The sequence below is a fragment of the Tatumella sp. JGM91 genome (assembly GCF_018257575.1).
Lineage (GTDB): Bacteria > Pseudomonadota > Gammaproteobacteria > Enterobacterales > Enterobacteriaceae > Tatumella > Tatumella punctata.
Genome location: NZ_JAERJP010000012.1, coordinates 94327 through 119599, shown reverse-complemented (window position 1 = coordinate 119599; position 25273 = coordinate 94327). Strand labels below are relative to the sequence as shown.

Here is a 25273-nt window from a genome sequence, read left to right as displayed (position 1 = left end):
GCAGCGGCGGAACGATCTGCCGCACAGGCCCGGAGTGCAGAGGGCGCGGCCATTGCGCCCTTTGCCTGGTCGCCCGCAGCGGGGCAGTAAAAAATGACTTTACGTAATGGCGAACAGAACCCTGGCGGATTGATATATTGCATGTCAGCGCAAACGTTACGTCACAGCCCCCGGCCATTGCGCCCTCCCGGACTTATATATTCAAACCAACTCAAAAACTGATTCTCCGATAAAACGGTTGCTCCGGTGTGCTATCTGCGCTTAGATCATATCTTCAATTAAGATATTGCCCGCCGGGTTTAACCATTCACAGCGGGATAATCTGTGTGGCGGGGTGAAAGTGAAACTGGATGAAATTGCACGTCTGGCAGGGGTTTCCAGGACGACAGCGAGTTATGTGATCAATGGCAAGGCCAGGCAATACCGGGTCAGTGAAAAAACGGTAGAGAAAGTGATGGCCATCGTCCGTGAATATAATTATCAGCCGAATGCGGTTGCCGCCGGATTACGTGCCGGGCGGACACGCTCTATCGGGCTGGTTATTCCGGATCTGGAGAATACCAGCTACACCCGCATTGCTAAGTATCTGGAGTTACAGGCAAGACAACGGGGCTATCAGTTACTGATTGCCTGCTCCGAAGATCAGCCTGATAACGAAATCCGCTGCATTGAACATCTGCTGCAGCGTAAAGTGGATGCACTGATTGTTTCGACCTCTCTCCCCCCGGAGCACCCTTTCTATCAGCGCTGGGTTGACGGGCCTTTGCCAATAATTGCCCTCGACCGTGCGCTGGATCGTGAGCATTTCACCAGTGTGGTCGGTGCCGATCAGGAAGATGCCTTCGCGCTTTCCAGTGAGTTACGTAAGCAGCCGGTAGATAATGTCCTGTTTCTTGGCGCACTGCCTGAACTGTCCGTGAGTTTTCTGCGTGAACAGGGCTTCCGGGATGCCTGGCAGGGCGATGAACGTAGCGTAAGATTTATTTATAGCAACAGTTTTGAACGCAGTGCAGCCGCTGAAACCTTTGTCCGCTACCTGGAAAATAATCCGATGCCGTCAGCCTTGTTTACTACCTCTTTCGGGCTACTGCAGGGAATGATGGATGCCTGTTTACGGGTGAATGGTCATTTACCCGGCCATGTCTCAATTGCTACCTTCGGGGATAATGAATTGCTGGATTTCCTGGAATGTCCGGTATTGTCTGCCGGGCAGCGGCATCGGGATGTTGCTGAGAGAGTGCTGGAACTGGTGCTGGCCAGCCTGGATGAGCCCAAACGGCCTAAACCCGGATTGACCCGTATCCGTCGTAATCTTTATCAGCGGGGTAAACTGGGGCGTCGTCCCCGCTGACGCCGTCGTATTGCAGGTGTACCCTCCGGTCTGCAGTAGGTTCTGGCCGGGGTTGTTTACTTTTCTCCGGCGAAAGGTGCTTTGATCCCGTTAAGAAATTCCTTAAAATGCCGCGGGTGAATACATTGCCCGAAGTTAACAATTCCGTCGTTCTCGCCGATATTTTTTAACCTTTCCCCGCCGTGTTTTCAATTTATTGTAGTTATTCATTGGGTTAATTCTTCTGTCTCTGCATTTTGTCAGTAATGCCTCTGGAATTACGTGAATTTACCGCAGGAAATAATGTTATTAAGCGACCGTTGTCGCTTGACAAGGATTTCATCCGCTCCGTACACTCAATTAGTGGTAAAATGTGGGGTAAAGTGGTGAAACAGGTTTACTGAGGGGTACAACAGTCATGTTTCGCGGGGCAACGCTGGTTAATCTCGATAGTAAAGGCCGGATAGCAGTGCCTACACGCTACCGGGAAATACTGATCGGAGAGTCTCAGGGGCAAATGGTCTGTACTATTGACCTCCATCAGCCCTGCCTGCTGCTTTATACCCTGCCTGAGTGGGAAGTGATTGAACGAAAGTTGTCACGTCTGTCGACCATGAACCCGGCAGAACGTCGCGTACAACGCTTGTTGCTGGGGCATGCCAGCGAATGTCAGATGGACAGTGCCGGACGGTTATTACTGGCCGGGACACTCAGGCAACATGCCGGTTTACAAAAAGAAATCATGCTGGTCGGCCAGTTTAATAAATTTGAACTGTGGGATGAACAGACTTGGTATCAACAAATCAAGGAAGATATCGAAGCAGAAACTGCTCAGGACGTGTTATCTGAGCGTTTGCAGGATTTATCGCTATAGCTTATGTCGGAAAATTTTAAACATACCACAGTGCTGTTAGACGAAGCGGTCAACGGACTTAACCTTCAGAATGATGGCATCTATATCGATGGCACCTTTGGCCGTGGTGGCCATTCACGTCTGATCCTTTCACAGCTCGGGGAACAGGGGCGTTTAATCGCGATCGACCGGGATCCGCAGGCGATTGCCGCTGCTGCTGAGATAGACGATCCGCGATTTTCTATTATTCACGGGCCTTTTTCAGGGCTGGCGGAGTATGCAGAGTCGCTGGGACTGAACGGAAAGATTAACGGCATATTACTGGACTTAGGGGTTTCATCGCCGCAACTGGATGATGCAGAACGCGGATTCTCTTTTATGCGTGACGGGCCGTTAGATATGCGAATGGATCCTACCCGTGGCCAGTCCGCCGCGGAGTGGCTGTTACAGGCAGAAGAACAGGATATCGCTTTTGTGCTGAAAGCTTATGGTGAAGAACGTTTTGCTAAACGTATCGCCAGAGCAATTGTTGAGCGTAATCGTGAACAGCCGATGACCCGCACCAAAGAGCTGGCGGAGGTTATTTATAACGCGACTCCGGTTAAAGACAAATTTAAGCATCCGGCGACCCGCAGTTTTCAGGCTATCCGTATCTGGGTAAACAGCGAACTGGACGAAATCTCGCAGGCATTGAAAGGTGCACTGACGGTGCTTGCCCCGGGCGGACGTCTTTCGGTGATCAGTTTCCATTCACTGGAAGACCGGCTGGTAAAACGCTTTATGCGCGATCAAAGTCGGGGAGCGCGGGTGCCTGCCGGGTTACCGCTGACCGAAGATCAATTGAAAGCGCTGGGCGGCCGTGAATTAAAAACCCTCGGTAAACTGGTGCCCGGCGAGCAGGAAGTTTCAGATAACCCGCGTGCCCGCAGTTCGGTGTTACGTATCGCCCAGAGGACTGCCGAATGACAGGCAATGAACGTCACAGTCTTCCTGCGATTATCGGTGGTGATCTGTTACGTCATGGCAAATTACCGTTGCTGTTACTTATTGCGGTGCTGGCCTCGGCAATTATGGTGGTGATTACTACCCATAAAACCCGGTTACTTACTGCTCAGCGCGAGCAGTTGGTGCTGGAAAAAGATTCGCTGGATATTGAATGGCGAAATTTGATCCTCGAAGAGAATGCTCTGGGGGATCATAGCCGGGTCGAACGGCTGGCTATCGAAAAGCTTCATATGCAGCATGTTGATCCTTCTCAGGAAAATATTGTGGTTCAACCATAGGAAATCGGTAACGGCATGAGCAGCGCGAAAAAAACGCTGAATTCCAGAAAGTCAGAAAATAAGGCCAGCTTTATAAGCTGGCGTTTTGCGTTACTTTGTGTCGGTATTCTGGTTGCCTTGCTGGGGCTGGTATCACGGGTCGGATATTTACAGGTCGTCAACCCGGATCGTTTAGTTAAAGAGGGGGATCTGCGGTCATTACGGGTGCAGGCTGTCCCGGCTTCCCGTGGCATGATAAGTGATCGCGGTGGCCGGCCTTTAGCGGTAAGTGTGCCGGTGAATGCCGTATGGATAGACCCGAAAGAGCTGAATGAAAAAGGGGGGATCACGCTCGACAGTCGCTGGAAAGCACTGGCTGATGCACTTTCAATGACTCAGGACCAGCTCTACGCGAGGGTCAAAACCAATCCTAACGGCCGTTTTATCTATCTTGCAAGACAGATTAACCCGTCGATTGGCGAATATATTCAGAAACTCAAACTGCCGGGGGTTTACCTGCGGCAGGAATCCCGTCGTTATTATCCGGCAGGCCAGGTAACGGCCCATTTAATAGGTTTTACCAATATCGATGGTATCGGTATTGAAGGTGTCGAAAAAAGTTTTGACCAGTGGCTGACCGGAACGCCGGGTGCACGCACGGTGCGTAAGGATCGCCAGGGGCGGGTAATTGAAGATATTTCTTCCGTCGACAGCCAGGCCGCCCATAACCTTACCCTGAGTATTGATGAACGTCTGCAGGCGCTGGTGTACCGGGAGCTTAACAATGCTGTTGCATTTAACAAGGCCGAGTCAGGCTCTGCCGTACTGGTGGATGTTAATACCGGTGAAGTGCTGGCAATGGCTAACAGCCCCGCATACAACCCGAATAATCTCGGAACAACCACCAAAGATGCGATGCGTAACCGGGCGATCACCGATATTTTTGAGCCGGGATCGACCGTGAAACCAATGGTGGTTATGACCGCGCTGGATCGGGGAGTTGTCCGTGAAGGCAGTGTAATCAATACGGTGCCGTACCGGATTAATGGTCATGAAATTAAAGATGTCGCCCGCTATAACGAGCTGACCCTGACCGGAGTATTACAGAAGTCGAGCAATGTCGGGGTTTCCAGGCTGGCATTAGCCATGCCTTCTTCTGCTCTGGCTGAGACTTATGCTCGTTTTGGTCTCGGCAAGCCGACCAACCTCGGTCTGGTGGGTGAAAGTACGGGGATTTACCCTAAAAAACAACGCTGGTCTGATATCGAAAGGGCTACTTTCTCGTTTGGTTATGGCCTGATGGTGACACCATTACAGTTAGCCCGTGTCTACGCGACTATCGGCAGCTACGGCATTGCCAGACCGTTATCGATTACCAAAGTCGATCCTCCGGTCGCCGGTGAACGGGTATTCCCTGAAGCGACCGTGAAAACCGTACTACATATGATGGAAAGTGTCGCACTACCAGGCGGCGGTGGCGTGAAGGCGGCAATTAAAGGGTACCGGATAGCGATCAAAACGGGGACGGCCAAAAAAGTCGGCCCTGATGGTCGTTATATTAATAAATATATCGCCTATACGGCAGGGGTAGCTCCCGCCAGTCATCCGCGTTTTGCTCTGGTGGTCGTGATTAACGATCCACAGGCCGGTAAGTATTACGGCGGGGCAGTTTCAGCTCCGGTATTCGGCGCGATTATGGGAGGGGTGTTACGCACCATGAACATCGAGCCTGATGCCTTACCGGCCAATGAAAATAATGATTTAGTGATTAACCGAAATGAGGTTTCAAGTGACAGATCGTAACTTGCGTGACCTGCTGGCGCCCTGGGTGCCTGGTGCGCCGGAACGTCAGCTGAAAGAAATGACACTGGACAGCCGTACGGCGGCTTCCGGCGATCTGTTTGTGGCAGTGACGGGGCATAGTGTCGACGGGCGCCATTATATTCCCCAGGCCATTGCCCAGGGGGTAGCGGCAGTGATTGCCGAGGCTGACGGTGAGGCCACCGACGGTGATATCCGTGAACTGCATGGCGTGCCGGTGATTTACCTGAAACAGTTGTCTCAGCGTTTATCGGCACTGGCCGGGCGATTTTATGGACAGCCAGCAGAAAAACAGACGCTGATCGGTATTACCGGTACTAACGGAAAAACAACGACCAGCCAGTTACTTGCCCAGTGGGCTCAGCTGTTGGGAGAAACATCCGCAGTTATGGGTACGGTGGGTAATGGTCTATATGGTCATCTTATCCCGAGCGACAATACCACTGGTTCAGCGGTAGATATTCAGCAGCAACTGGCTGGATTAGCCGCACAGGGTGCAACCCTGACGGCCATGGAAGTGTCTTCTCACGGGCTGGTGCAGCACAGGGTTGCAGCATTGCCATTTGCTGCGGCGGTATTTACTAATCTCAGCCGTGATCACCTGGATTACCATGGTGATATGCAAAGCTATGAAGCTGCCAAGTGGTCACTGTTCTCTGAGCATCAGGCCGGGCAGGCCATTATTAATGCCGATGACGACACCGGCCGGCGCTGGCTGAGGAAACTGACAGATGCCGTGGCTGTGACTATGCAGGGGCAGATTCCGACAGATCACCATGGCCGCCGTCTGGAAGCGACTCGTATTGAGTATCTGGATAAAGGGGCGAAGGTCTCTTTCCGCTCTGACTGGGGAAGTGGCGAACTTACAAGCCCGCTGATGGGAGCTTTCAATGTCAGCAATATGCTGATGGCGATGTCAACATTACTGGCTCTGGGCTACCCGTTAGCTGCCCTGTGTGAAACGGCGGGGCAGTTACAGCCGGTCTGTGGCCGTATGGAGGTGTTCCATGCACAAGGACGTCCGACGGCGGTGGTTGATTATGCTCATACGCCGGATGCTCTGGAGAAAGCGCTGACGGCGGCCCGTTTACACTGTCGGGGCAAACTGTGGTGTGTGTTTGGCTGTGGCGGTGATCGGGATAAAGGCAAACGCCCGCTGATGGGGGCCATTGCCGAGCAGCTGGCTGATCATGTCGTGATTACGGATGATAATCCTCGCAGTGAGGAACCGCAGGCTATTGTCAGGGATATCCTCAATGGCCTGTTGGATGCAGGCAAGGCTCAGGTCGTACCGGGCCGGGCACGCGCGGTAACCCATACCCTGATGCAGGCTGGTCCGCAGGATATTGTACTGGTGGCGGGAAAAGGCCATGAAGACTATCAGATCATTGGTCAGCGGCGGATGGATTACTCTGACAGAACGACCGTTGCCGCATTGCTGGGGGTATTGGCATGATCAGTGTAACACTGCAACAACTGGCAACATTAGCCCGCGGACAACTGTCCGGAGACCCGCAACTGAGTTTTTCTGCGGTAACGACCGATACCCGTAAAGTCACAGCAGGCTGCCTGTTTGTTGCTTTAATCGGGGAACGCTTCGACGCACATGATTTTATTGCTGACGCCATTAAGGCCGGAGCCTCAGCTCTGCTGGTCAGTAAACCTCTGCCTGTGGATATTCCGCAGGTAGTGGTCAGAGATACACGTATTGCGTTTGGCGAACTGGCGGCTTTTGTTCGCCAGCAGGTACCGGCCCGGGTTGTAGCCCTGACCGGTTCTTCGGGAAAAACCTCCGTTAAGGAGATGACGGCTTCGATCCTCAGACAATGCGGTAATACCCTGTATACCGCCGGTAACCTGAATAATGATATCGGGGTGCCGATGACCCTGTTACGGCTGACCGGAGAACATCAGTTTGCCGTTATTGAACTGGGGGCTAACCACCAGGGAGAAATCGCCTATACCACGGCAATGGTTCGTCCGGAGGCAGCGCTGGTGAATAACCTGGCTGCGGCACATCTGGAAGGGTTTGGTTCTCTGGCCGGGGTGGCAAAAGCCAAAGGTGAAATTTTTGGCGGATTAACAGAACACGGGATCGCGATACTGAATGATGACAGCAACGACTGGCCGCACTGGCAGGCTCAGCTGTCTGATAAAACGGTCTGGCGTTTTTCTCCGCTGGCAGGCTCCGTCGCCGACTTTCATGCCAGTGATATTGTTGTCAGCGGTGCAGGGACCTCATTTACTTTACATTCTCCTCAGGGAACAGTTGCGATACAACTGCCTCTGCCGGGACGACACAATATTGCGAATGCACTGGCCGCCGCGGCACTGGCGCTGGCTGTCGGTGCGCCGCTTCCGGCGATTGCTGCCGGACTGAGTGAGCTGACACCGGTTGCAGGACGTTTATTCCCGATCAGGCTGTCAGAACATCAGCGTCTGCTTGATGACAGCTATAACGCTAATGTCGGTTCAATGACCGCAGCGGCGCAGGTACTGGGCGAAATGCCGGGCTACCGGATTATGGTGGTCGGGGATATGGCGGAGCTGGGAGACGAAGCCGAACAGTGCCATCGTGCTGTTGGCCTGGCTGCCTGTGAAGCCGGTATCGATAAAGTTCTGAGTGTCGGATTCCTGAGTCAGTACATTTCTCAGGAAAGCCGCCACGGTGAGCATTTTTCCGATAAACCGGCACTGGTTGCCCGGTTACGGACATTATTATCTGAACATCAGGAAGTTACCATTTTGATTAAAGGTTCGAGAAGTGCTGCTATGGAAGATGTGGTTCAGCAATTACAGGAGAAAGTTACATGTTAGTCTGGCTGGCTGAACACCTGGTGCCGTTTTATTCAGGATTCAATATCTTTTCGTACCTGACGTTCCGGGCGATTGTCAGTTTACTGACATCGCTGTTTATCAGTCTGTGGATGGGGCCACGCTTAATCGCCTGGCTGCAAAAATTACAGATTGGCCAGGTTGTCCGTAACGATGGCCCTGAGTCACATTTCAGTAAACGTGGCACGCCGACGATGGGCGGCCTGATGATTCTGACGTCGATTACTATTTCTGTATTAATGTGGGCTTACCCGTCTAACCCTTATGTCTGGTGTGTGCTGGTGGTACTGATTGGTTACGGTATCGTCGGTTTTGTCGATGACTACCGCAAAGTGGTACGTAAAGATACCAAGGGACTGATCGCTCGCTGGAAATATTTCTGGCAGTCAGTGATCGCCCTTGGGGTTGCTTTTGCCCTGTATGCCATAGGTAAAGACACCCCGGCCACTCAGCTGGTTGTCCCTTTCTTTAAAGATGTGATGCCTCAGTTAGGGATCAGCTATCTGCTGCTGACCTACTTTGTGATTGTCGGTACCAGCAATGCGGTTAACCTGACCGATGGGCTGGACGGTCTGGCGATTATGCCAACCGTATTTGTCGCGGCTGGCTTTGGTCTGGTCGCCTGGGCAACCGGTAACGTAAATTTTGCAGAGTATCTGCATATCCCCTATCTGCGTCATGCGGGTGAGCTGGTGATTGTCTGTACGGCGATTGTCGGGGCAGGGCTGGGCTTTCTTTGGTTTAACACTTATCCGGCACAGGTGTTTATGGGTGATGTCGGCTCACTGGCCCTGGGCGGTGCATTAGGGACGATTGCCGTATTATTACGTGAAGAGTTTTTGCTGGTGATTATGGGAGGGGTCTTTGTCGTAGAGACACTTTCGGTCATCTTGCAGGTCGGGTCATTTAAGCTTCGCGGGCAGCGTATCTTCCGGATGGCACCTATTCATCACCATTATGAATTGAAGGGCTGGCCTGAGCCGCGCGTGATTGTACGCTTCTGGATTATTTCATTAATGCTGGTTCTGATTGGGCTGGCGACCCTTAAGGTACGTTAATTATGACTGACTATCGGGGCAGGAAAGTTGTCATTATCGGACTCGGGCTTACCGGCCTGTCCTGTGTTGATTTCTTTTTAGCGCGCGGGGTTATACCCCGCGTGATTGATACCCGAGTCTCTCCGCCGGGGCTGGATAAATTACCGGAAGCCCCGCAGCGTCATCTCGGGGGGATCAACGAGGACTGGCTGCTGGAGGCAGATTTGATTGTCGCTAGCCCGGGAATGGCGTTGTCACACCCGGCACTGGCGTCGGCCGCTGACGCCGGTGTGGAAATTGTGGGCGATGTCGAGTTGTTCTGTCGGGAAGTTCGTGCCCCGGTAGTGGCTATTACCGGTTCTAATGGTAAAAGCACGGTGACCACCCTGGTCGGTGAAATGGCCAAAGCGGCGGGCTGGCAGGTGGGGGTCGGCGGTAATATTGGTTTACCGGTACTGTCCCTGCTGGATACTCCAGCTCAGCTTTATGTGCTGGAACTGTCCAGCTTTCAGCTGGAAACCACCCATAGCCTGGCGGCAGCGGCGGCAACCATTCTGAATGTGACCGAAGACCATATGGACCGTTATCCGCTGGGAATGCAGCAATACCGCGCAGCAAAATTACGTATTTATGAAAATGCCCGCGTCTGTGTGGTAAATGCCGACGATGGCCTGACGATGCCGGTGCGCGGTGTGGATGAGCGTTGTATCAGTTTCGGGGTGAATATCGGTGATTATCATCTGAATACCCAGCAGGGAAGTACCTGGTTACGGGTAAACGGCGAAAAGGTACTGGATACCCGCGAAATGCAGCTGACCGGACAGCATAATTATACCAATGCATTAGCCGCGCTGGCGCTGGCGGATGCCGTCGGTTTACCCCGCGCCACCAGCCTGAAAGCGCTGACCACCTTTCCGGGGCTGAGCCACCGTTTCTGTCTGGCGTACCGCAACAACGGGGTGGACTGGATTAATGATTCAAAGGCGACCAATGTCGGCAGTACCGAAGCCGCGCTGAAAGGGTTAAAAGTTCAGGGTACATTATGGCTGCTGCTGGGCGGTGACGGTAAATCTGCGGATTTTTCACCGTTACAGGCTTATCTGCAGGCGGACAACCTGAAAATTTATTGCTTTGGCCGGGATGCTGCGGCATTAGCGGCATTGCGTCCTGATGCCTCGGTATGTACCGACACGCTGCAGCAGGCGATGGTCAGGATTGCTTCCCTGACCCGTCCGGGAGATATGGTGTTGCTGTCTCCGGCCTGCGCCAGCCTCGATCAGTTTAAAAATTTTGAGCAGCGTGGTGATCTGTTTACCCGTTTAGCGAAGGAGTTAGGCTAATGCGTATTCCTGGCCTGGCACTGCCGGGCGCATTGTTGATGTCGATTGGCAGCCGGTTAAGAGACTGGGTAATGGGTGCCAGAGAAAGTGATGATACTGCCATTATTCTCTATGACCGAACCCTGTTATGGCTGACCTTTGGCCTGGCGATTATTGGTTTTGTAATGGTGACTTCGGCTTCTGTGCCGGTGGGCCAGAGAATGAACGATGATCCCTTCTATTTTGCCAAACGTGATGCCTTTTATCTCGGGCTGGGATTTGCCATCTCTTTGGTGACCTTACGGTTACCGATGTCGTTCTGGCAGCGTTACAGCAACGTGATGTTACTGGCGTCGGTGGTGATGTTACTGGTGGTACTGGTGGTCGGCAGCTCGGTTAACGGGGCATCGCGCTGGATTGCCCTGGGGCCATTACGTATTCAGCCGGCAGAGTTTTCCAAACTGTCACTGTTCTGTTATCTCGCCAGTTACCTGGTCCGTAAGGTCGATGAAGTCCGGAGTAATATCTGGGGCTTTTTAAAACCGATGGGCGTCATGGTAGTACTGGCAGTGTTATTGCTGGCTCAGCCTGACCTCGGGACAGTGATTGTTCTGTTTGTAACTACCCTGGCCATGTTGTTTCTGGCCGGGGCCAAGCTATGGCAGTTCCTGGCGATTATCGGCTCCGGAATCTTTGCCGTAATACTGCTGATTATTGCGGAACCCTACCGTATGCGGCGTGTCACGTCGTTCTGGAATCCGTGGGCGGATCCTTTTGGCAGTGGTTATCAGCTGACCCAGTCATTGATGGCTTTTGGCCGCGGTGAATTCTGGGGGCAGGGGCTGGGGAACTCGGTACAGAAACTGGAGTATTTACCCGAAGCGCATACGGATTTTATCTTCTCGATTATTGGTGAAGAACTCGGCTTTTTCGGTGTAGTACTGGCACTTTTGATGGTATTCTTCGTCGCTTTTCGTGCTATGTCCATTGGCCGCAGGGCCCTGGAGATGGAACAACGTTTTTCGGGATTCCTGGCATGTGCCATTGGTGTCTGGTTTAGCTTTCAGGCTCTGGTCAATGTCGGGGCGGCAGCCGGTATGTTACCGACCAAAGGTCTGACGTTACCGTTGATCAGTTATGGTGGTTCCAGCCTGATCATTATGTCGACAGCAATAGTGTTGTTATTACGAATAGATTATGAAACACGTCTGACCAAAGCTCAGGCGTTTACCCGGAGTGCTCGATGAGTGGCAAACGACTGATGGTCATGGCCGGAGGCACTGGCGGACATGTGTTCCCCGGCCTGGCGGTGGCCCATTATCTGATGGAGCAAGGCTGGCAGGTACGCTGGCTGGGAACCGCAGATCGCATGGAAGCCGATTTGGTACCAAAACATGGTATTGATATCGACTTCATCCGTATCAGCGGGTTACGTGGTAAGGGCGTTAAAGCACAGTTGCTGGCACCCTGGCGGATTTTTACCGCATGGCGTCAGGCCCGGGCAATCATGAAAGCCTGGAAACCGGATGTTGTGCTGGGGATGGGGGGATATGTCTCCGGTCCCGGCGGTCTGGCAGCCTGGAGTTGCGGTATTCCGGTGGTACTGCATGAACAAAATGGTATCGCGGGCCTGACAAATAAAGGGTTATCGAAGATAGCCAGCAAAGTGATGCAGGCTTTCCCCGGTGCGTTTGCGGATGCGGAAGTCGTGGGTAATCCGGTGCGTACTGATGTACTGGCCCTGCCCGGCCCCGCGCGGCGTTTTGCCGACAGAGAAGGCCCGATCAGGGTACTGGTGATTGGCGGTAGCCAGGGGGCGAGGATCCTTAATCAGACAATGCCGCAGGTTGCCGAAAAAGCCGGTGACAGTATTACCCTCTGGCACCAGACCGGGAAAGGTGCCCTTGAGGCGGTGAATGCTCTCTATGCCAGTGCCGGACAAACAGGGCATCGGGTGGCGGAATTTATCGATGATATGGCCGAAGCCTATGCCTGGGCGGATGTGGTGGTTTGTCGTTCCGGGGCTCTGACGGTCAGCGAGATAGCCGCCGCAGGCCTGCCAGCGATTTTTGTGCCTTTTCAGCATAAAGACCGGCAGCAGTACTGGAATGCCTTGCCTCTGGAAAAAGCCGGTGCGGCAAAAATTTTTGAACAGCCGGATTTTACTGCGCAGGTTGTGGCAGAGACTCTGGCTGGATGGGATCGTCAGCAATTACTGGCGATGGCCTTAAAAGCCCGCGCAATAGCGATCCCTGATGCAACAGAACGTGTAGCAAATGAAGTGGCGAAAGCCGCCGGATGAATAATGCTCTTAATGAGCGGCTGCCCTGCGAGGCGGGGAACAGTGATAACAGGTAGTGTGAATAAATGAATACTCAGCAATTAGCAAAACTTCGCTCTGTTGTGCCTGAAATGCGTCGGGTCAGGCATATCCATTTTGTCGGTATCGGTGGTGCCGGCATGGGCGGTATTGCTGAAGTGTTAGCCAATGAAGGTTATCAGATCAGTGGTTCTGATCTGGCGCCAAATCCGGTCACTCAGCATCTGAGCGCTTTGGGTGCAACCCTCTATTTTAATCATCGTCCGGAAAATGTGATCGATGCCAGTGTAGTGGTGGTATCCAGTGCCATTTCGCAGGATAACCCGGAACTGGTGGCGGCCCGTGAAGCCCGGATTCCGGTGATCCGCCGCGCAGAGATGCTGGCCGAACTGATGCGCTTCCGTCACGGTATTGCGGTTGCCGGTACCCACGGCAAAACTACCACGACGGCCATGGTTTCCAGTATCTATGCCGAAGGTGGTCTTGATCCGACTTTCGTGAATGGCGGACTGGTAAAAGCAGCCGGTACTCATGCACGTTTAGGCAGCAGCCGTTACCTGATTGCAGAAGCCGATGAAAGTGATGCCTCATTTTTACATTTGCAGCCGATGGTTGCGATTGTGACCAATATTGAAGCAGACCATATGGACACTTATCAGGGGGATTTTGAGAACCTGAAACAGACGTTCGTTAATTTTCTGCATAACCTGCCGTTCTATGGTCGGGCGGTGCTCTGTGTGGACGATCCGGTGATCCGCGAACTGATACCACGTATCGGGCGGCAGATTACGACTTACGGATTCAGTGAAGATGCTGATGTCAGGATCGAAGATTATCAGCAGCACGGAGCGCAGGGGCATTTCCGCGTCATCCGCCAGGATAAACCGGTGCTGAATGTCACCCTGAATGCACCCGGCCGGCATAATGCGCTGAATGCAGCTGCAGCAGTCAGTGTTGCCAGCGAAGAAGGTATTGATGATGCTGATATTCTGGCGGCATTAGAAAGTTTTCAGGGCACCGGACGGCGTTTTGATCTGCTGGGGGAATACCCGACAGAGCCGGTAAATGGTCTGCCGGGGAGCGCTATGCTGGTCGATGATTATGGTCACCATCCGACAGAAGTGGATGCCACCATCAAGGCGGCACGTGCCGGATGGCCGGATAAAAAGCTGGTGATGATCTTCCAGCCTCACCGCTATACCCGTACCCGCGATCTGTTTGATGATTTCGCCAATGTTCTGTGTCAGGCCGATGCACTGCTGATGCTGGATGTTTACCCGGCCGGTGAAACACCGATTGCCGGTGCCGACAGCCGGGCGCTGTGCCGCTCTATCCGTAACCGTGGCAAGGTCGACCCTATCCTGGTGGCCGATAACGAAATGCTGTCCGAGATGCTGGCTCCGGTACTGAGCGGAAATGATCTTATTCTGGCCCAGGGGGCCGGGACAGTCGGACGTATTGCCCGTACCCTTGCCGATCATAAATTGCAACACACTGACCGGGCGGAGCAGCAGCATGACTGAGAAAATTGCTGTTCTGATGGGCGGTACTTCCGCCGAACGTGAAGTGTCACTGGATTCCGGACGTGCGGTGCTGGCCGGATTACGGGCTGCCGGACTGGATGCCGCCGGCATTGATACCCGTGATCATTCGGTACTTGAACTCAGGCAGCAGGGGTTCACCAGAGCATTTATTGCGTTGCATGGCCGTGGCGGTGAAGATGGTACCCTGCAGGCAATACTGGACTTTACAGGGCTGCCTTATACCGGGAGCGGGGTGATGGCTTCGGCCATCACTATGGATAAAGTGCGTTGTAAGCTGTTATGGCAGGGGGCCGGATTACCGACCAGCCGTTTCGTATGGCTGACCCGTCAGCAGCTGACCGCAGGTCTGGATAACGCCGTCAGTGAACAGATCGCTGCACTCGGGCTGCCGTTATTTGTAAAACCTGGTAACGAAGGCTCCAGCGTCGGTATTAGCCGGGTGAATCATCCGGATGAGCTGATGGATGCATTAGCACTGGCGTTTCAATACGATAACGATGTTCTGGTGGAAGCTTTTCTCAGCGGTGCTGAGTATACGGTTGCAATTGTTGGCGATAAAGTTCTGCCTTCGATACGAATTCAGGCTAAAACAGAATTTTACGACTACAATGCAAAGTATCTTGCTGATGACACAGAATATTTTTGCCCGTCAGGATTAGATGAGCAACAACAGAATTTACTGAATGAATTAGTGATGGCGGCATGGCACTCTTTAGGCTGTCGTGGATGGGGCCGTGTCGATGTAATGATGGATGCTGAAGGTCATTTTCAGCTGTTAGAGGTTAACACATCGCCTGGTATGACCAGCCATAGTCTGGTGCCGATGGCGGCTAAGCAGGCAGGTATCGATTTTTCGCAGTTGGTGACCACTATTCTGGAGTTAACAGACTGATATGTCTCAGGCGGCTTTAAATACACGGAACCGGGAACCACAGGATCGTATGGGATCCGGACGTAGTAATGGATCGCGCCTGTTCGGAATGATCTTCTTATTACTGGTTGTCGGTACCATGGTACTGGGCGGAGTGATGGTACTGAAATGGATGGATGATGCGTCCCGCTTACCACTATCAAAACTGGTAGTGACCGGCGAAACCCGTTACACCACCCATGATGATATTCGCCAGGCCATTTTGTCCCTCGGGCCGCCCGGCACTTTTATGTCGCAAAATGTTGATGTGATACAGCAACAGATAGAGCGGCTTCCCTGGATAAAACAGGTAAGTGTACGTAAACAGTGGCCTGATGAATTAAAGATTCATCTGGTTGAATATGTTCCCGTAGCCCGCTGGAATGATCAGAATGTTGTTGATGCGGACGGTGTTTCTTTCAGTTTACCGGTGAACCAGGCCGGGCAGCAGTCCATGCCGATGTTGTATGGGCCTGAAGGCAGTGAGAAAGAAGTGATGGCCGGATTCTATCAGATGAGTGATATGTTAAAGCCATCAAAAATTACCCTGAAAGCCGCATCCATGACAGCAAGGCGTTCATGGCAACTGGTGACCAGCGACGATATGAAAATCGAACTGGGACGTGATGAAACAATGAAGCGCCTTCAGCGCTTTATTGACCTCGACCCGGTACTGCTCCGGCAGGCACAGGCAGAGAACAAACGGATAGGTTATGTGGACTTGCGCTATGAGTCCGGTGCGGCTGTTGGTTGGGTGGCCGCCCCGGTCGATCCACAAAACAGTAATCAGCAACACAAGCAGGCACAGGCTGAACAACAATGATCAAGGCAACGGACAGAAAACTTGTAGTAGGACTTGAAATCGGCACCGCTAAGGTTGCTGCCCTTGTTGGGGAGATTCTGCCCGATGGTATGGTAAACATTATCGGGGTAGGCAGCTGCCCGTCCCGCGGGATGGATAAAGGCGGAGTGAACGACCTTGAGTCGGTAGTGAAGTGTGTTCAGCGGGCCATTGACCAGGCTGAACTGATGGCGGACTGTCAGATATCGTCAGTTTACCTGGCACTTTCCGGTAAACATATTAGCTGTCAGAACGAAATCGGGATGGTTCCGATTTCAGAAGAGGAAGTAACCCAGGATGATGTTGAGAATGTGGTGCATACGGCGAAATCCGTGCGTGTCCGTGATGAACATCGTATTCTGCATGTTATTCCTCAGGAATACGCCATCGATTATCAGGAAGGGATTAAAAACCCGGTAGGATTATCGGGGGTCAGAATGCAGGCGAAAGTGCACCTGATCACTTGTCATAACGATATGGCGAAAAACATTGTCAAAGCCGTGGAACGCTGCGGACTGAAAGTTGACCAGCTGATTTTTGCCGGACTGGCATCCAGCTATGCGGTATTAACCGAAGATGAGCGCGAGCTGGGTGTCTGTGTGGTTGATATTGGTGGTGGTACAATGGATATGGCGGTATACACCGGTGGCGCTTTGCGTCATACCAAAGTTATCCCTTATGCGGGGAACGTGGTCACCAGTGATATTGCCTATGCTTTCGGTACACCGCCGACAGATGCTGAAGCGATTAAAGTCCGTCATGGCTGCGCGTTAGGTTCGATGGTTGGCAAAGACGAAAATGTCGAAGTGCCGAGCGTTGGCGGACGTCCGCCACGCAGTCTGCAACGTCAGACTCTGGCAGAAGTTATCGAACCACGTTACACGGAATTGTTAAACCTGGTGAACGACGAAATCCTTGAATTACAGGAACAGTTACGTCAGCAGGGAGTGAAGCATCATCTGGCGGCCGGTATTGTGTTAACCGGCGGGGCAGGGCAGATAGAAGGTCTTGCCGCCTGTGCACAACGGGTATTCCATACCCAGGTGCGTATTGGCCAGCCATTGAATATTACCGGTCTGACTGACTATGCGCAGGAACCTTACTATTCAACAGCCGTGGGCTTGTTGCATTACGGTAAGGAATCGCACATGGGGGGTGAGGGCGATAACGAAAAAAGAGCATCGGTCGGCGGCTGGTTTAAACGAATCAACAGCTGGCTGAAAAAAGAGTTTTAATTTTTACTAAAGGAGATCATGCTAACAGCATTTATGGTCTCCAGGCGACAGGCACATAACGGAGAGAAATCATGTTTGAACCTATGGAATTAACCAACGATGCGGTGATAAAAGTCATCGGCGTTGGCGGTGGCGGCGGTAATGCCGTAGAACACATGGTACGTGAGCGTATCGAAGGTGTTGAATTCTTTGCGGTAAATACCGATGCTCAGGCGTTGCGTAAAACGGCTGTTGGCCAGACTATCCAGATTGGTAATAACATTACCAAAGGTCTGGGGGCCGGTGCTAACCCTGAAGTCGGCCGTAATTCAGCCGAAGAAGACAGGGAAGCACTGCGTGCGGCCCTGGATGGCGCTGATATGGTATTTATCGCCGCCGGTATGGGTGGTGGTACTGGTACCGGTGCCGCCCCGGTTGTGGCTGAAGTGGCTAAAGACCTGGGTATTCTGACGGTAGCGGTGGTCACTAAACCGTTTAACTTTGAAGGCAAAAAGCGTATGGCTTTTGCCGAGCAGGGAATTGCTGAACTTTCCAAGCATGTGGATTCATTAATTACTATCCCGAATGATAAGCTGCTGAAAGTGCTGGGGCGTGGTATTTCATTACTGGATGCTTTTGGCGCGGCGAATGATGTATTAAAAGGTGCGGTTCAGGGTATTGCTGAACTGATTACCCGTCCGGGTCTGATGAACGTCGACTTTGCAGACGTACGTACCGTGATGTCAGAGATGGGGTACGCCATGATGGGCTCAGGTGTTGCCTGTGGTGAAGACCGTGCGGAAGAAGCCGCTGAAATGGCAATTTCCAGCCCGCTGCTGGAAGATATCGATCTGTCCGGTGCCCGCGGAGTACTGGTTAACATCACTGCCGGCTTTGACCTGCGTCTGGATGAGTTTGAGACGGTGGGTAATACTATCCGTGCTTTCGCTTCAGACAATGCGACCGTGGTTATCGGTACGTCTCTGGACCCGGAAATGAACGACGAACTGCGCGTGACTGTGGTAGCAACCGGTATTGGTATGGACAAACGTCCTGAAATCACTCTGGTGACCAATAAAACGGCCAGCCAGCCAGTGATGGATCATCGTTATCAGCAGCACGGTATGACTCCGTTACCTCAGGAGCAGAAACCGGCGGCGAAAGTGGTTAATGACCCGGCAGGCCAGGCGAATAAAGAACCTGACTATCTGGATATTCCGGCATTTTTACGCAAGCAGGCTGACTAAGAATATACCGATATTTGGCCTTGCTCGCTCTTTGTGCTAAAATGGCGGCCATTAAGTAGTGTATAGTCACGAACAAAAGTAATATTGCGAGATTAATACGATGATCAAACAAAGGACATTAAAACGTATTGTTCAGGCGACAGGTATCGGTTTACATACCGGTAAGAAAGTCAGCCTGACACTGCGCCCTGCGCCGGCCAACACCGGGGTCATCTATCGTCGCACTGACTTGAATCCACCGGTAGATTTCCCGGCTGATGCAAAATACGTGCGCGATACCATGCTGAGCACCTGCCTGGTTAACGATGAAGGGGTGCGTATTTCAACCGTTGAGCATTTAAACTCAGCGCTGGCCGGACTGGGTATCGATAACATTATTGTTGAAGTCGATGCGCCGGAAATCCCGATTATGGATGGCAGTGCTGCGCCGTTTGTTTACCTTCTGCTGGATGCAGGGGTAGAGGAACTGAACAGTGCTAAGAAATTTGTTCGTATTAAACAAGCGGTTCGTGTTGAAGACGGTGATAAATGGGCAGAGCTGACTCCTTATAATGGTTTCTCTCTCGACTTTACTATCGATTTTAAACACCCGGCGATTGATTCAAGTTCACAACGTTATCAGCTGAACTTTTCCGCCGATGCGTTTGTTCGCCAGATTAGCCGTGCCCGTACCTTCGGTTTTATGCATGAAATTGAGTATCTGCAGTCTCGTGGCCTGTGCCTGGGCGGAAGTCTTGACTGTGCGATTGGCCTTGATGAATTTCGTGTCCTGAACGAAGAAGGTCTGCGTTTTGAAGACGAGTTTGTACGTCACAAAATGCTGGATGCTATCGGTGACTTATTTATGTGTGGCCATAATGTGATTGGCGCTTTCAGCGCTTATAAATCCGGCCATGCTCTGAATAATAAGTTACTGCAGGCAGTACTGGCAAAACAGGAAGCCTGGGAATGGGCGACCTTCGAAGATGACAAAGAATTGCCACAGGCCTTCCAGGCACCGAATCTGGTTCTGGCCTGATAGCCTCTGATAACAGCAGGTATTACTGATACTCTCTCCGGTCAGTAAGCCTGCTGTTTTTTTTACCTCTCTGTTTCGCTGAAAAAAACATCATAAACACCTGATTTCTGCCCCCGTTTCTTATTCTCTGATGTTGAAAACCACCATTAGTGTTACTATCTCTTCTCTATCAGATGACATATCCGGCCGGCTTTCGCAGGGATAGCTGAATGTACCCCCGGAAATGCAGGTATCAGTTTTCAATGGACAGACAGTGATCGGAATTTTTGCACGTTGGCGACAACTTGGCATGCGTTATTTCTGGCCGCATCTCCTTCTGGGGATGGTCGCGGCGAGTCTTGGCTTGCCGGTAGCAAATGCTCAGGTGGTTGAGTCTGGTAACGGTACCGATGTCCCTGCCAATACATTATTCATTGGTCATGCCGCCCGGTTTGAGAACCTGCTTCGTATTCGCGATACGGTGCGCCGTCCGGGGCTGAGTGTTGACTACTGGCATCAGCATGCCATCAGAGTGGTGATACGCCACCTGTCTTTTTCTTTACCGCAGCTTCAGCCCGAAGCTCAGCAGCAATTACTGCCGCTGACAGTTCAAAAAATCGCGGTATTACAATCGCTGCATGCATTACTGACTAACGGGCGACCAGCCGTCAGTCCTTCCCCCGGGCGGACGTTGATCTATACCGGTAAGCTTGCTGTTTTTAATAGCGGCCTTTGGCTGGCGGGCGTTCAGGGTATCCGGGCCGGGCCTGTTAGCGTCTGAACCCTGATATTCGTTGATTCCCTGATTTTTTGCAGCCCAAATTGCTGAATTGAGATTATAAAAATGGTCATGAAATTATTAACAAAAATTTTCGGTAGCAGTAATGATCGTACTTTACGCCGCATGCGTAAGACGGTTGATATTATTAATAAAATGGAACCTGAGTTCACCGCTCTCTCGGATGAACAATTAAAAGCAAAAACAGTTGAGTTCCGTGAACGACTGGAAAAAGGTGAAGCTTTAGAAAGCCTGATTCCGGAGGCTTTTGCCACCGTACGTGAAGCCAGCCGCCGGATTTTTAACATGCGTCACTTCGATGTGCAGTTAATGGGCGGTATGGTCCTTAATGAGCGTTGTATTGCAGAGATGCGTACCGGTGAGGGTAAAACCCTGACGGCAACCCTGCCCGCTTATCTGAATGCCCTGTCAGGGAAAGGTGTACACGTTGTTACGGTCAATGACTATCTGGCCCAGCGTGATGCGGAAAATAACCGTCCGCTATTCGAATATCTCGGACTGACTGTGGGTATCAACCTGCCGGGTATGCCTGCCCCGGCGAAACGTGAAGCTTATGGTGCCGACATTACTTACGGTACTAACAATGAATATGGCTTCGACTATCTGCGTGACAATATGGCATTCAGCCCTGAAGAGCGTGTGCAGCGTAAGCTGCATTATGCGCTGGTGGATGAAGTTGACTCCATTCTGATCGATGAAGCCCGTACGCCGCTGATTATTTCCGGTCCTGCCGAAGACAGCTCAGAGCTGTATATCAAGGTCAATAAAGTGATCCCGCATCTGGTACGTCAGGAGAAAGAAGACTCCGATACGTTCCAGGGAGAAGGTGATTTCTCGGTAGACGAAAAATCGCGGCAGGTTCATCTGACGGAACGCGGACTGGTAAAAATTGAACAACTGCTGGTCAGTCAGGGAATTATGGAAGAAGGTGAGTCTGTATATTCACCGACTAACATTATGCTGATGCACCACGTGACCGCAGCACTGCGTGCCCACGCTCTGTTTACCCGTGACGTTGATTATATTGTGAAAGACGGTGAAGTTGTTATCGTCGATGAGCACACGGGACGCACTATGCAGGGCCGTCGCTGGTCTGATGGTCTGCATCAGGCAGTAGAAGCCAAAGAAGGGGTTGACATCCAGAACGAAAACCAGACTCTGGCTTCAATTACTTTCCAGAACTATTTCCGCTTGTACGAGAAACTGGCCGGTATGACCGGGACTGCGGATACTGAAGCCTTTGAATTCAGTTCAATCTACAAACTGGATACGATCGTTCTGCCGACTAATCGTCCGATGGTGCGTAAAGATCTCCCTGACCTGGTCTATATGACCGAGAAAGAAAAAATCGATGCTATTATCGAAGATATCCGCGAGCGTACGGCGAACGGTCAGCCGGTACTGGTGGGGACAATCTCCATCGAAAAATCTGAAGTGGTCTCCAGTGAACTGGCGAAAGCAGGTATCAGGCATAATGTACTGAATGCGAAGTTCCATGCCAGTGAAGCGGATATTATTGCCCAGGCCGGTCAGCCTGGTGCGGTGACGATTGCTACCAACATGGCCGGTCGTGGTACCGATATTATGCTGGGTGGCAGCTGGCATGCGGAAGTTGAAGCCCGTCAGAATCCGGATGAAGAAGAAATCAGTGCTATTAAAGCTGAGTGGCAAAAACGTCACGATGCAGTACTGGAATCCGGTGGTTTACATATTATCGGTACTGAACGTCATGAATCACGCCGTATTGATAACCAGTTGCGTGGACGTGCCGGTCGTCAGGGGGATAAAGGGTCTTCTCGTTTCTACCTGTCGATGGAAGATGCCCTGATGCGTATTTTTGCATCAGACCGTGTGTCGGGCATGATGCGTAAACTGGGAATGAAACCAGGCGAAGCGATTGAGCATCCGTGGGTAACCAAGGCAATAGCAAACGCACAGCGTAAAGTTGAAAGCCGTAACTTTGATATCCGTAAACAGTTGCTGGAGTACGATGACGTTGCAAGTGATCAGCGCCGTGCTATCTATACACAGCGTAACGAACTGCTGGACGTCTCTGATGTGAGCGAAACTATCAGTGGGATACGTGATGATGTCATGGCCGCGACCATTGACAGTTATATCCCGCCACAGTCTCTGGAAGAAATGTGGGATGTACCGGGGCTGGAAGAACGGTTACGTAATGATTTCGATCTGGATTTACCGATTGCAGAATGGCTGGATAAAGAGCCTGAACTGCATGAAGAAACCTTACGTGAGCGGATCATGCAGCGTGCTCTGGAAAACTACAATGAAAAAGAAACTGTCGTTGGCACCGAGATGATGCGTAACTTCGAAAAAGGCGTCATGCTTCAGACTCTGGACTCATTGTGGAAAGAACATCTGGCGGCCATGGACTATCTGCGTCAGGGGATCCATTTACGTGGTTATGCACAGAAAGATCCTAAGCAGGAGTATAAACGCGAATCTTTCGCTATGTTTGCCAATATGCTGGAATCACTGAAGTATGAAGTGATTAGTACTCTGAGCAAAGTTCAGGTACGTATGCCGGAAGAAATTGAAGCCCTGGAGCAGCAACGTCGCGAAGAAGCGGAACGCTTAGCCAGTCAGCAACAGCTAAGCCATGTGGATTCTGAAACCGAAGCCGCTGAAGAGTTAGCAGCGCAGGGCGGTGAACGTAAAGTCGGGCGTAATGATCCCTGCCCGTGCGGGTCCGGCAAAAAGTATAAGCAATGTCACGGCCGTATTGCCTGAGTGTCAGCGACCCGGCCTTGTGGCCGGGTTCTCAGGAAATAAACACAAGGTCCATGGCAACATGGACCTTTTTAGTGGCTGTCAGAAGGGGCTGTTGCAGTTAAACCTTGTAATAGCAACACTGCAGAGTGAATCAAAAAGGGTAATTAATGAAACATCTTCAGGTAGCGGTGGGGATTATCCGTGATCCGGTGCGTGGTATTTTTCTGGCACAACGCTCATCAACTTCTCATATGGCGAACAAATGGGAATTTCCCGGTGGAAAGCTTGAGCAGGGAGAAACGGCTGAGCAGGCACTGAGGCGCGAGCTGATGGAAGAAACCGGCATTGAGGTCGTTTCAGCTCAGCCGGCAGGCAGTGCCGATCACACTTACGATGATGTGCGGGTCACACTCTATTTCTTTATTGTTGATCAGTGGCAGGGCGAGCCGTGGGGTAAAGAAGGTCAGCCGCAGCGCTGGGTACAGCCACAGGATTTATGTGCCGAAGAATTTCCGCCGGCAAACCATCGGCTGGTCGAAAAACTGGTAACAGGGCAGCTGTAAAACAGGGACCGGCAATAGGTCATTCTATTGCCGCTGAGCATTCAGTCTGTTGCGGATTATTCGCCGCTCCACTCTTCATCTTCAGAAAGTTTATCGTCTGCCGGGATCCGTTTTTCTTCGGCAGCCCATTCTCCCAAATCGATCATCTGGCAGCGCTTTGAGCAAAACGGCCGCCACGGACTGAGTTGATCCCAGATGACGTCTTTACGGCATTGTGGGCACTGAACCGTGGTAATCTCTTCCTGCATACATTCCTCTTAACAACATGCGAGTTCAAACGATAATCGCGAGGGGATCTCGCTCTCCCCGGTATCCATCGGCAAAAAACGGATGGCATAGCGATTTTTATGGCCGGAGATTTGCGGATACAATGTGACAGCGCTATCCAGCGTTAGCCGTAACAGGTCGGCATCTTCGGCCGTATCCTGAAAGAAACCATTCAGGCTTATTTGTGGCTGAAAACTACCAGACTGACGGATCAATTCCAACACTGAGGTTAAACTTTCCTGTAATGGCCGCAGAGTGTCGTACCATTCTTCGGTCTGCTCCTGACGTTCATTGTCCGGCAGGTTTAACCATATATGAAGGGCCGGCAGGTCAAAGCTGCAACATCCGCCGGGGATACTCAGACGCTGGCGAACCTGGCTGATAAAACGATCTTCTCTGAGTTGCTGACCCATACGCGGTGCAGTCAGTAGCTGCACTGACTGACTTTTCAGTTTCTGCTGTAATTCTGTGACTCTGGCCGTATCCACTCCGCTGACATTCAGCCAGCTCTGTAGCTTGTGCTGTTGCCTGTCCAGTTCTTTCACCAAATCTGCCCGCATATCTCCGCGGTCGAAGATATCCAGTAAGTCAGCGATGCCCCGAAAAAAACTCAATGCAGAGACCGGACTGCTGACCGGCATACTGCCGGTTAACTGTTGTAACAGGTATTCAATTCTCAGCCAGGTGCGCATTTTTTCGTTTAACGGATATTCAAACAAAACAACACTGCTCATGGTACAGATCCTTTTTTTGCGGATGCCAGTGACTGATAGCGCTGATACAACATGGCCACCTTTTGCTGTTGTTCGGCAGGAGAGCCTGAATTATCAATCACATCATCGGCAATCTCTAACCGGGATTGCCGGCTGGCCTGGGCCGCCAGAATATCAGCTGCCTGCTGACGGGTAATATTATCTCTGGCCATTGTACGCCGGACCTGAGTTTCTTCATCAACATCAACCACCAGAACCCGATCGGCGCGGTTATGCAGCCGGTTTTCGGCCAGTAATGGCACGACCCACAGGCACCAGTCATCGGCAATTTGGTCAATTAATTGTTGTGTCCGTTGCTGGATCAGCGGATGCAGCAGATTGTTCAGCCAGTTTTTACTTTCGGCGTCAGCAAATATCTGCTGTCTCAGCCAGCTGCGGTTCAGCCCGCCATCGGCTAATAAGACCCTGTCGCCAAAGTACTGATGAATTTTTTTGAGGGCCGGAGTACCGGCTTGTACAACCTGACGGGAGACTATATCGGCATCAATAACTTTTACCCCGCAACGGGCAAACATCTCTGCAATTGTGGTCTTACCGCTACCGATCCCCCCGGTGAGCGCAACAACATAGGGCATATCACATATATCCTGACAGTAAGCGGAGTGACG

General features: G+C 51.8%; 23 protein-coding genes. 20 read left to right on the top strand and 3 right to left on the bottom strand.

Translation table 11 applies throughout. The features are described from left to right. Nucleotides 1-340 precede the first annotated feature (340 nt). The 20 genes from cra (at nucleotide 341) to mutT (ending at nucleotide 23625) form a co-directional block, all read left to right on the top strand. Complete coding sequence (gene cra / locus JK198_RS10250; protein ID WP_212709367.1) at nucleotides 341-1351, top strand: catabolite repressor/activator; 1011 nt, start codon at nucleotides 341-343, stop codon at nucleotides 1349-1351. A gap of 397 nt (nucleotides 1352-1748) precedes the next feature. After that, entirely contained in the window at nucleotides 1749-2204 is a 456-nt protein-coding gene (mraZ, locus tag JK198_RS10245; RefSeq protein WP_212709366.1) for a division/cell wall cluster transcriptional repressor MraZ, read from the top strand. Between the two features lie 3 nt (nucleotides 2205-2207). Next, nucleotides 2208-3149, top strand: a complete 942-nt coding sequence (gene rsmH, locus JK198_RS10240) for a 16S rRNA (cytosine(1402)-N(4))-methyltransferase RsmH (RefSeq protein ID WP_212709365.1) — start codon at nucleotides 2208-2210, stop codon at nucleotides 3147-3149. After that, the gene (ftsL, locus tag JK198_RS10235; protein ID WP_212709364.1) at nucleotides 3146-3466 is read left to right on the top strand and encodes a cell division protein FtsL; all 321 of its coding nucleotides are present in this window, start codon (nucleotides 3146-3148) and stop codon (nucleotides 3464-3466) included. The genes rsmH and ftsL overlap by 4 nt, the downstream gene beginning before the upstream one ends. Before the next feature lie 15 nt (nucleotides 3467-3481). After that, nucleotides 3482-5248 carry a peptidoglycan glycosyltransferase FtsI gene (locus JK198_RS10230; RefSeq protein ID WP_212709363.1) on the top strand — a complete coding sequence of 589 codons (1767 nt, stop codon included), beginning with the start codon at nucleotides 3482-3484 and terminating at the stop codon, nucleotides 5246-5248. Then, nucleotides 5235-6722, top strand: coding sequence for a UDP-N-acetylmuramoyl-L-alanyl-D-glutamate--2,6-diaminopimelate ligase (gene murE / locus JK198_RS10225; RefSeq protein WP_212709362.1), 1488 nt, complete (start codon nucleotides 5235-5237; stop codon nucleotides 6720-6722). The genes JK198_RS10230 and murE overlap by 14 nt, the downstream gene beginning before the upstream one ends. After that, on the top strand, nucleotides 6719-8083 hold the full coding sequence (gene murF / locus JK198_RS10220; protein WP_212709361.1) for a UDP-N-acetylmuramoyl-tripeptide--D-alanyl-D-alanine ligase: 1365 nt from the start codon (nucleotides 6719-6721) through the stop codon (nucleotides 8081-8083). Before murE ends, murF begins: the two co-directional genes overlap by 4 nt. Continuing rightward, on the top strand, nucleotides 8077-9159 hold the full coding sequence (gene mraY, locus JK198_RS10215; protein ID WP_212709360.1) for a phospho-N-acetylmuramoyl-pentapeptide-transferase: 1083 nt from the start codon (nucleotides 8077-8079) through the stop codon (nucleotides 9157-9159). Before murF ends, mraY begins: the two co-directional genes overlap by 7 nt. A gap of 2 nt (nucleotides 9160-9161) precedes the next feature. Next, entirely contained in the window at nucleotides 9162-10478 is a 1317-nt protein-coding gene (gene murD / locus JK198_RS10210; protein ID WP_212709359.1) for a UDP-N-acetylmuramoyl-L-alanine--D-glutamate ligase, read from the top strand. Continuing rightward, a complete protein-coding gene (gene ftsW, locus JK198_RS10205) occupies nucleotides 10478-11704 on the top strand; it encodes a cell division protein FtsW (protein ID WP_212709358.1) in 1227 nt (408 codons plus the stop codon). Before murD ends, ftsW begins: the two co-directional genes overlap by 1 nt. Further along, nucleotides 11701-12759, top strand: coding sequence for an undecaprenyldiphospho-muramoylpentapeptide beta-N-acetylglucosaminyltransferase (gene murG, locus JK198_RS10200; RefSeq protein WP_212709357.1), 1059 nt, complete (start codon nucleotides 11701-11703; stop codon nucleotides 12757-12759). Before ftsW ends, murG begins: the two co-directional genes overlap by 4 nt. 65 nt (nucleotides 12760-12824) lie before the next feature. Beyond that, nucleotides 12825-14300 (top strand): UDP-N-acetylmuramate--L-alanine ligase, encoded by a 1476-nt coding sequence (murC, locus tag JK198_RS10195; RefSeq protein WP_212709356.1) that lies wholly within the window; start codon nucleotides 12825-12827, stop codon nucleotides 14298-14300. Then, a complete protein-coding gene (locus JK198_RS10190; RefSeq protein WP_212709355.1) occupies nucleotides 14293-15213 on the top strand; it encodes a D-alanine--D-alanine ligase in 921 nt (306 codons plus the stop codon). Before murC ends, JK198_RS10190 begins: the two co-directional genes overlap by 8 nt. Before the next feature lies 1 nt (nucleotide 15214). Beyond that, nucleotides 15215-16054: a cell division protein FtsQ gene (gene ftsQ, locus JK198_RS10185; RefSeq protein ID WP_212709354.1), complete on the top strand. Its 840-nt coding sequence runs from the start codon at nucleotides 15215-15217 to the stop codon at nucleotides 16052-16054. Continuing rightward, a complete protein-coding gene (gene ftsA, locus JK198_RS10180) occupies nucleotides 16051-17307 on the top strand; it encodes a cell division protein FtsA (protein ID WP_212709353.1) in 1257 nt (418 codons plus the stop codon). Before ftsQ ends, ftsA begins: the two co-directional genes overlap by 4 nt. Nucleotides 17308-17378: 71 nt before the next feature. Continuing rightward, nucleotides 17379-18533 (top strand): cell division protein FtsZ, encoded by a 1155-nt coding sequence (gene ftsZ / locus JK198_RS10175; protein ID WP_212709352.1) that lies wholly within the window; start codon nucleotides 17379-17381, stop codon nucleotides 18531-18533. A gap of 100 nt (nucleotides 18534-18633) precedes the next feature. After that, nucleotides 18634-19551, top strand: a complete 918-nt coding sequence (lpxC, locus tag JK198_RS10170; RefSeq protein ID WP_212709351.1) for a UDP-3-O-acyl-N-acetylglucosamine deacetylase — start codon at nucleotides 18634-18636, stop codon at nucleotides 19549-19551. A gap of 253 nt (nucleotides 19552-19804) precedes the next feature. After that, entirely contained in the window at nucleotides 19805-20311 is a 507-nt protein-coding gene (gene secM / locus JK198_RS10165) for a secA translation cis-regulator SecM (protein WP_212709350.1), read from the top strand. A 63-nt stretch (nucleotides 20312-20374) separates the two neighbouring features. Next, the gene (gene secA, locus JK198_RS10160; RefSeq protein WP_212709349.1) at nucleotides 20375-23080 is read left to right on the top strand and encodes a preprotein translocase subunit SecA; all 2706 of its coding nucleotides are present in this window, start codon (nucleotides 20375-20377) and stop codon (nucleotides 23078-23080) included. A 149-nt stretch (nucleotides 23081-23229) separates the two neighbouring features. Next, entirely contained in the window at nucleotides 23230-23625 is a 396-nt protein-coding gene (gene mutT, locus JK198_RS10155; protein WP_212709348.1) for an 8-oxo-dGTP diphosphatase MutT, read from the top strand. Between the two features lie 56 nt (nucleotides 23626-23681). Here mutT and yacG read toward each other — a convergent pair whose 3' ends face one another. The 3 genes from yacG to coaE are packed head-to-tail and all read right to left on the bottom strand — an operon-like array spanning nucleotide 23682 to nucleotide 25240. Beyond that, on the bottom strand, nucleotides 23682-23873 hold the full coding sequence (yacG, locus tag JK198_RS10150; protein ID WP_212709347.1) for a DNA gyrase inhibitor YacG: 192 nt from the start codon (nucleotides 23871-23873) through the stop codon (nucleotides 23682-23684). Between the two features lie 9 nt (nucleotides 23874-23882). Further along, entirely contained in the window at nucleotides 23883-24626 is a 744-nt protein-coding gene (zapD, locus tag JK198_RS10145) for a cell division protein ZapD (RefSeq protein WP_212709346.1), read from the bottom strand. Continuing rightward, nucleotides 24623-25240: a dephospho-CoA kinase gene (gene coaE, locus JK198_RS10140; RefSeq protein WP_212709345.1), complete on the bottom strand. Its 618-nt coding sequence runs from the start codon at nucleotides 25238-25240 to the stop codon at nucleotides 24623-24625. Before coaE ends, zapD begins: the two co-directional genes overlap by 4 nt. Nucleotides 25241-25273 lie beyond the last annotated feature (33 nt).